The organism is Streptomyces pseudogriseolus (assembly GCA_002154585.1).
GTDB lineage: Bacteria > Actinomycetota > Actinomycetes > Streptomycetales > Streptomycetaceae > Streptomyces > Streptomyces pseudogriseolus.
The window spans coordinates 1-8,323 of record MUNG01000389.1; the positions used below are offsets into that span (position 1 = coordinate 1).

The 8,323-nt window shown below is 74.2% G+C and carries 3 protein-coding genes; 2 read left to right on the plus strand and 1 reads right to left on the minus strand.

The window, feature by feature from the left end; all coding sequences use genetic code 11:
* On the minus strand, positions 1-5,354 hold a 5,354-nt coding region (locus CCN29_RS28535; RefSeq protein WP_143661395.1), incomplete at its 3' end, for a type I polyketide synthase.
* A gap of 440 nt (positions 5,355-5,794) precedes the next feature.
* On the opposite strand from CCN29_RS28535, the gene CCN29_RS28540 reads away from it, so the two are divergent.
* Positions 5,795-7,165, plus strand: coding sequence for an NDP-hexose 2,3-dehydratase family protein (locus CCN29_RS28540; protein WP_006135657.1), 1,371 nt, complete (start codon positions 5,795-5,797; stop codon positions 7,163-7,165).
* A gap of 11 nt (positions 7,166-7,176) precedes the next feature.
* Positions 7,177-8,323: Gfo/Idh/MocA family protein (locus tag CCN29_RS28545; RefSeq protein WP_442538530.1), on the plus strand; the 1,147-nt coding region annotated here is incomplete at its 3' end.

An 8,323-nucleotide genomic window follows, 5' to 3' on the forward strand; every position in this document is an offset into this window, starting at 1 on the left:
CCGGCATCCGTCTCACCGGCGCCGATCCACTCCCCCGTCACCGTCGACAGGAACGGCACCGACGGCTCGTGAGCTGTGACCGGGGCAAGAAGCTCCGCCAACTCGGCCTCGATGGACTCGACATGGGCCGAGTGCGAGGCGTAGTCCACCTCAATGCGGCGCACCCGCACACCGGACGTCTCCGCGTGAGCGACGAGCTCGTCCAGGGCGTCCGCGTCACCCGACACCACCGTGGACGTCGGCCCGTTCACCGCAGCGACCGAAATACGGCCGTCCCAACGGGAGATCAGCGACTCGGTGTCCGCGTGCGTGGCAGCGACGGACACCATCCCGCCCCGCCCCGCCAGCGCCACGATCGCCTTCGACCGCAACGCCACCACCCGAGCACCATCGACGACGCTCAGCGCACCCGACACCACCGCAGCGGCGATCTCACCCTGGGAGTGCCCGACAACAGCCGCCGGCCGCACACCGAACGACTCCCAGACCGCGGCCAGCGACACCATCACCGCCCACAGCACGGGCTGCACCACATCCACCCGGTCCAGACCCGGCGCACCGTCCTCCCCGCGCACCACATCCGTCAACGACCAGTCGACGAACTGGGCCAGCGCCTCACCACACTCCGCGAACCGCTCCGCGAACACCGGCGAGGACTCCAGCAGCTCCACCGCCATCCCGGCCCACTGAGCCCCCTGACCCGGGAACACGAACACCGGCGAACCGGCCGACGGCGTCACCACACCCGACGCCACCGGCTCACCCCCCACCAGCACCGCCCGGTGGTCGAACACCGACCGCGACACCAGCAGCGACCACGCCACGTCCACCGGCCGCACCGCAGCCGACTCCAGGTGGGCCGTCAACCGGTCGATCTGACCCGCCAACGCCCCCTCGGAGCGACCCGACACCAGGAACGGGAGGACCGCCGCCTCGCCCTCGGCCGAGGGCGCCACCGGGGCTTCCGGTGCCTCGCCCTCCTCCAGGATCACGTGCGCGTTCGTCCCGCTGATCCCGAACGACGACACGCCGGCCCGGCGGGGACGCCCGTCCGGCGTCTCCCACTCACGAGCCTGCGCCAGCAACTCGACCGACCCCGACGACCAGTCGACGTACGGAGTGGCTTCCTCGGCGTGCAGGGACTTCGGGGCGACACGTGCCCGCATCGCCTCGACCGTCTTGATGACACCGGCCATACCGGCGGCGGCCTGGCTGTGGCCGATGTTGCCTTTCACCGAGCCCAGCCACAGCGGCCGTTCGGCGTCACGGTCCCGGCCGTAGGTGGCGAGCAGCGCCTGCGCCTCGATCGGGTCACCCAGCTTCGTGCCCGTGCCGTGCGCTTCAACGACGTCCACGTCCGCCGCCGACACCCCCGCGTCCGCCAGCGCGGCCCGGATCACCCGCTCCTGCGAGGGACCGTTGGGCGCCGTGAGGCCGTTGGAGGCGCCGTCCTGGTTGATGGCCGAACCGCGCACCACCGCCAGGATCTGGTGCCCGTTGGCCCGCGCGTCCGACAGCCGCTCCAGCAGCAGCACGCCGACGCCCTCGGCCCAGTTGGTGCCGTCGGCTCCGGCGGAGAACGGCTTGCAGCGGCCGTCGGGAGCCAGGCCGCGCTGGCGGCTGAACTCGACGAACATGCCGGGACCGGACATCACGGTGACGCCGGCCGCGAGGGCGAGGGAGCACTCGCCGTTGCGCAGGGCGCGCACGGCCAGGTGCAGGGCGACCAGCGAGGACGAGCAGGCGGTGTCGACCGTCACCGCCGGGCCTTCCAGCCCCAGCGCGTACGCGATACGCCCCGACGCCACGCTGGAGGTGGTGCCGGTGAGGACGTGACCTTCGACGGCTTCGGTGGCTTCGTGGAGGCGGGGGCCGTACTCGGGAGCCGTGGCGCCGACGAAGACGCCGGTGGCGGTGGCGTTCAGGCTGCGGGGGTCGATGCCGGCGCGTTCGAGGGTCTCCCAGGCGGTCTCCAGGAGCAGCCGCTGCTGCGGATCCATGGCCGTCGCCTCGCGCGGCGAGATGCCGAAGAAGGCGGCGTCGAACTCGGATGCGCCGTCGAGGAATCCGCCTTCGCGGACGTAGGTGGTGCCGGTGCGGCCCGGGTCGGGGTCGAAGAGGCCGGCGAGGTCCCAGCCGCGGTCGGTGGGGAACGCGGAGAGGGCGTCCGCCTCGTCGGTGACGAGTCGCCACAGGTCCTCCGGGCTGCGCACACCCCCGGGGTAGCGGCAGCCCATGGACACGATGGCGATGGGATCGTCGTCGGTACGGGCGCTGCGGCCGTCCCTGCCGACGAAGGTGGAGGGCGTGCCCGCCGGCTCGTCGGTGTCGGCGCTCAGGCGGTCGGCGAGGCGGGCCGGGGTCGGGTACTCGTAGACCGCGGTCGCGGGGAGGGCGCGTCCGGTGAGGGCGTTGAGCCGGTCGCGCAGTTCCACGGCGGTGACGGAGTCGATGCCGAGGTCCTTGAAGGAGCGCCGGGGGTCGACGGCCGCGGGGTCGGTGTGGCCCAGGACGACGGCGGTGCTCTCCCGGACCAGGCGCAGGGCGTCGGCGTCGGAGGGCAGCGCCGGGGCGTTGTCCGACCGGCCCTGAGCGGTGTCGGGACGGTGGGAGCCCACGCCGGGAAGGTCCGGGCCGGCGTCCGGAAGAACCGGGGTTGCGTTCGCGGGAGCCGGGGTGGCGGCCCCGGAGATCCAGTGCCGGCGCCGCTGGAAGGCGTACGTCGGCAGGTCGACGCGGCGGGGCGTGAGTCCGGCGAAGACCGGTGTCCAGTCGACGTCGGCCCCCCGGGCCCACAGGGCGCCCAGGGACGCCTGGAAGCGCGCGGGGCCGCCGTCGGCGCGGCGCAGGGTGCCGGCGACGACGGCCTGGCGGGGACCGGCGGCGGTCTCGACGGTGTCCTGGACGGGGCCGGTGAGGACGGGGTGAGGGCTGACCTCGACGAAGGCGCCGTGGCCGGCGGCCGTGAGGGCGCGTACGGCGGGTTCGAGCAGGACCGGCTTGCGCAGGTTGTCGTACCAGTAGGCGGCGTCGGTGGGGCCGTCGAGCCAGTCACCGGTGACGGTGGACAGGAAGGGCACCTCGGGGGTGCGCGGGGTGATCGGGGCGAGCAGCCGCAGCATCTCGTCGCGGACGGGTTCGACGTGCGCCGAGTGGGAGGCGTAGTCGATGCCGACGCGGCGGGCGCGGACGTTCTCCCGTTCGGCGGTGGCGAGGATGTCGGTGACCGTGCCGGCGTCGGCGGAGACGACCGTGGAGGAGGGGCCGTTGAGGGCGGCGACGGTGACGCGGTCGCCCCAGCGGGCGGTGAAGTCGCGGGCGGCGTCCGGGGTGAGGGCGAGCGACACCATGCCGCTGCGGCCCTCCAGGGGGACGAGAATCTTGCTGCGGAGGGCGACGACCAGGGCCGCGTCCTCGAGGCTCAGGGCGCCGGCGACGCAGGCGGCGGCGATCTCGCCCTGGGAGTGGCCGACGACGGCGGCGGGCCGCACCCCGTGCGCCTGCCAGAGGGCGGCCAGGGACACCATCACGGCCCACAGGACGGGCTGGACGACGTCGGAGCGGTCCAGGGGCGGTGCCTCGGGGTCGCCCCGCAGGACGGCTTCGAGGTCCCAGTCGACGTGCGGGGCGAGGGCGCGTCCGCAGGCGGCGAGACGGCCGGCGAAGACCGGTGAGGTGGTGAGGAGTTCGGCGGCCATGCCCTGCCACTGGCTGCCCTGGCCCGGGAAGACGAACACCGGCCGGCCGATGTCGCCGTCGACCGGTCCGGCGGGGACGACGGTGGCGAGCTGGTCCAGCAGGCTCGCGGTGTCGGTGCCGACCGCCAGGGCGCGGTGTTCCAGGTGGGTGCGGGTGGTGAGCAGGGACCAGGCGGTGTCGACCGGGTCGGGCCGGACCGCGCGGACGTGACCGTCCAGGCGCTCGGCCTGGGCGCGCAGGGCCTCCGGCGTGCGGGCGGAGAGCAGCCAGGGCACGGTGACGGGGGCGGTGCGGGGCGTCCCCGCCGTGGAGGCGGAGGCGGGGGCGTCGGGGGCGGCTTCGAGGACGAGGTGGACGTTCGTCCCGCCCATGCCGAAGGAGGAGACGCCCGCCCGGAGAGGCGCGCCGGGGGTGTCCGGCGTCCAGGGGGCGAGGTCGCGCTGGACGCGCAGGCCGAGTCCGTCGAGGTCGATGGCCGGGTTCGGGCGCTCGTGGTGAAGACTGGGCACGAGGTGGCCGTGGGAGAGGCACAGCACGGTCTTGAGGAGCCCGGCGATGCCGGCCGCGCCCTCCAGGTGACCGATGTTGGTCTTCACCGATCCGACGGCGAGCGGGGCGCGGCGTCCTGCGGCGCGGCCGAGGACCTGGCCGAGGGCGGTGGCCTCCACGGGGTCGCCCACCCGGGTGCCGGTGCCGTGGAGTTCGACGTAGCCGACGTCGGCGGGGTCGACCCCGGCGCGCTCGTAGGCGGCGCGCAGGACGGCCTGCTGGGCGGTGGCGTCGGGGGTGGTGAGGGCGGCGCCGTCGCCGTCGTTGTTGGCGGCGCCGCCGCGGATGACGGCGTACACGCGGTCGCCGTCGGCGAGGGCGCGGCCGAGGAGCTTGAGGACGACGACTCCGCCGCCCTCGCCGCGTACGTAGCCGTTGGCGCGGGCGTCGAAGGTGTGGCAGGCGCCGTCCGGGCTGAGCGCCCCGAACTGGGCGGCGGCCAGGCTGCTTTCGGGACTGAGGTTGAGGTGCACGCCGCCGGCGAGGGCGAGTTCGCTGTCGCCGAGGCGGAGGCTGTCGCACGCGAGCTGGACGGCGGTCAGGGAGGAGGACTGGGCGCTGTCGACGGTCATGCTGGGGCCGGTGGCGCCGAGCGCGTGGGACAGGCGGTTGGCGATGAGGGCCCGGTTGAGCCCGGTGAGCGTGTGGTGTCCGGTGCGTGCGCCGGACCGCCGTACGACGTCGGCGTAGTCGCAGACGTCGGCGCCGAGGTAGACGGCGGTGGCCCGGGGGGCGGACGCGGCGGGAATGCCGGCGTGCTCCAGTGCCTCCCAGCCCAGTTCGAGGGCGAGCCGGGCCTGCGGGTCCATGGCGTCGGCCTCGCGGGGCGAGATGCCGAAGAACGCGGCGTCGAAGTCGGCGGGCGAGGTGAGGAAGCCGCCGCGGTGGGGTGCGGTGCCGCCGTTCGGCAGCGGCCAGCCGTCGGCGGGCGCGCCGTCGCGGCGGTCGTCGGGGGTGTCGGTGACGGCGCTGCGGCCCTCGGTGAGGAGGTTCCAGTAGGCGGCCGGGCCGTCGGCTCCCGGAAGCCGGCACGCGAGACCGACGACGGCCACGGGTTCGTGGCCCGGTGCGACGTTCCGGAGGTCGGTGGGCACCGGCTCGTTCATCGATGGCACTCCAGATACCGAGGGCGGGGGGCGGGAGCAGCCCTCACATTCGCACGCGGTCAGGGGGCGTTCCGCCGCCGTACGAAACGCTTTAGGGGAATTCCTAGGCACGTCGGGGGTGTCGCGGAGCCCGGTCCCCGCGGGGTCGTCGGCACGTCGCGGGACGGGGCGGGAACCTGGCGGCCTGCCTGCCCATAGCCAGGCCGGGCGGCGGGTCGCAAGGCGGAATGACTAGGCGAATGCTCGAATCCGATCGGGCACGCTGAGGAGTGCCGCATTCGGTGGTCGCTTCTTCCGGTGCGGCTGCCGGCCGTTTCCGGTTCGGGTGCCAATTCCTCGGCGCGGGTGCCGTTCTTGCGGCGCGGACATGTGACCGACAGGGCTCCGGCCGGTGAACCGTCCGTGGGGCCGTGGGCCTCGACTGAGGGAAGGTCGTATCCATGACACCGACGAGCGCGCCGGCGCCGTCGCCGTCCGTGCGGACGCCCACCGCGGCGGCCCTGGCCGCGTCCGCGGCGGCCGTCGACGGCGGCGTACTGAGCAACGCCGAGCTGGCGGCCTGGCTGGAGGACCGCCGCCGGGCGCAGACGCAGCGGGTGGAGCGCGTGCCGTTCGCGGAACTGGACGGCTGGGCCTTCGACGAGCGCACCGGCGACCTGCGGCACCGCAGCGGAGGCTTCTTCGCGGTGCACGGGCTGCGGGTGTCGTCGGACTTCGGGCCGGTACCGGCCTGGGAGCAGCCGATCATCGACCAGCCGGAGATCGGCATCCTGGGCATCGCGCTGCGCGACTTCGACGGCATCCCGCACCTGCTGATGCAGGCGAAGTCCGAGCCGGGGAACGTCAACGGGGTGCAGCTGTCCCCGACCGTGCAGGCGACGAAGAGCAACTACATGCGGGTGCACGGGGGGTCGAAGGTCCCCTATCTCGAGTGCTTCCGCCGTCCCGGGCCGGGTTCCGTTGTGGCCGACGTGCTCCAGTCGGAGCAGGGCTCGTGGTTCCTGCGCAAGCGCAACCGCAACATGATCGTCTCGGTGGGTTCCGGCATCGAGGCGGGCGAGGACTTCGCCTGGCTGACGCTGGGCCAGGTGAACGCGCTGCTGCGCGAGGACAACCTCGTGAACATGGACGCGCGCACCGTGCTGTCGTGCCTGCCGGACTGGCGGACGCACGCCGAGGAGGCGGTGCACCCGGACACCGACGTCCGCAGCTGGATCACCCGCCGGCGGGCCGAGCACGAGGTGCGGGTCACCCCGGTCGGGCTGGCGGAGACCAAGGACTGGACCGTGGGCGAGACCGAGGTGGCCCATGTGCACGGCCGGTACTTCAGCGTGGTGGCCGTGGACGTCGCGTCGGCCCGCCGGGAGGTGCGTGCCTGGTCCCAGCCGCTGCTGAAGCCGCACGGGACGGGCCTGGCGGCCCTGGTGGTGCGGCGGCTGAACGGCGTGCCGCACGCCCTGCTCCACGCCCGCGCCGAACCCGGCTTCGTGTCGGTCGTGGAACTCGGCCCGACCGTGCAGTACACGCCGGAGAACTACGCGCACCTGCCCGCCGACTCCCGCCCGGCCTATCTGGACGAGGTGCTGGCCCGTCGCGCCGGCGCCGTGTACGACGTGAGGCTCTCGGAGGAGGGCGGGCGCTTCCTGCACGCCGAGAGCCACTACGTCGTCGTCGAGACCGACGACGAACTGCCGGTGGTCTCGGACGAGTTCCGCTGGGTCTCCCTGCGCCAGGTGGACGAGCTGCTGCGCTACGGCCATCATCTCAACGTCCAGGCGCGGACACTGATCGCGGCTTGGAGGTCGCTGTGACGGACGGGACCATGACGAGAGAGACCGAGGCGAAGGCCCTCCTGACGACGGGCGCGGCGGCGCAGACGCAGGCGCGCACCGTCCGGCTGGGCGCGGTCGGGACCTCGTCGATCGCGTGGCGGCGGGTGCTGCCCACGGTGGTGCGCACCCCGGGGCTGCGGCTGACGGCCGTGGCCGGCCGTACCGCGTCGAAGGCCGAGGAGTTCGCGGAGCGTTTCGGCTGCGCCGCCGAGGAGGACGCCGAGGCGCTGCTCGCCCGGCCGGACATCGACGCGGTGTACATCTCGACGCCGACGGGGCTGCACCACCGCTTCACCGAGCAGGCGCTCAGGGCGGGCAAGCACGTCCTGGTGGAGAAGCCGATGGGAGTGGACGCGGCGGAGGCGCGTGCGCTGTGCGCGCTGGCCGCGGAGGGGGGTCTCGTCCTGCGGGAGAACGTCATGTTCCCGCACCACCCGCAGCACGCCCACGTCCGCGGTCTGATGGAGTCGGGACGGCTCGGCCGGCCGGCCTCCTTCCGGGCGGAGTTCTGCATCCCCCCGCTGCCCGAGGACGACATCCGCTACGACGCCGCGCTGGGCGGCGGCGCGCTGCTCGACCTCGGGGTGTATCCCCTGCGGGCGGCCTCGCTGCTGCTCGGGCCGGGCCTCGAAGTGGCCGGGGCCACCCTGCGGGTCCGGCCCGAGGACGGGCTCGACCTGTCGGGCCAGGTGCTGCTGGTGTCGCCGTCCGGCGTGCTGGCCGAGCTGTCCTTCGGGTTCGAGCATGCCTACGCGTCGGCCTACACGGTGTGGGGGGACCGGGCCCGGGTCACCGTGACGCGGGCGTTCACCCCGCCACCCGCCCATCAGCCGCTGGTGGTGCTGGAGGAGCAGAACCGCGAGGAGCGCCTGCACCTGCCGGCCGCCGACCAACTGCAGACGCTGCTCCAGGAGTTCGCGGAGCAGGTGCGCCGCGGCGGGGCCGGCCCCGAGGAGAGCGCCGTCCGCGCGGAGGCGGTCGCCGCGATGGAGCTGGTGGACGCCGTACGCGCCACGGCACGCCACGTCCCGGTCCCCCACCACCCGTACGACGCGCCCGCTCGACCGGGGCACGCGTCGTCGCCGGCGTCCGATCGCCACGCCCGGCCGTCGGACGTCCCCCCACCCTCTCCCTTAT

Bases quoted from the DNA above. Each gene is read 5' to 3' on its own strand.
- CCN29_RS28540 (WP_006135657.1), top strand. From the start codon at position 5,795: ATGACACCGACGAGCGCGCCGGCGCCGTCGCCGTCCGTGCGGACGCCC.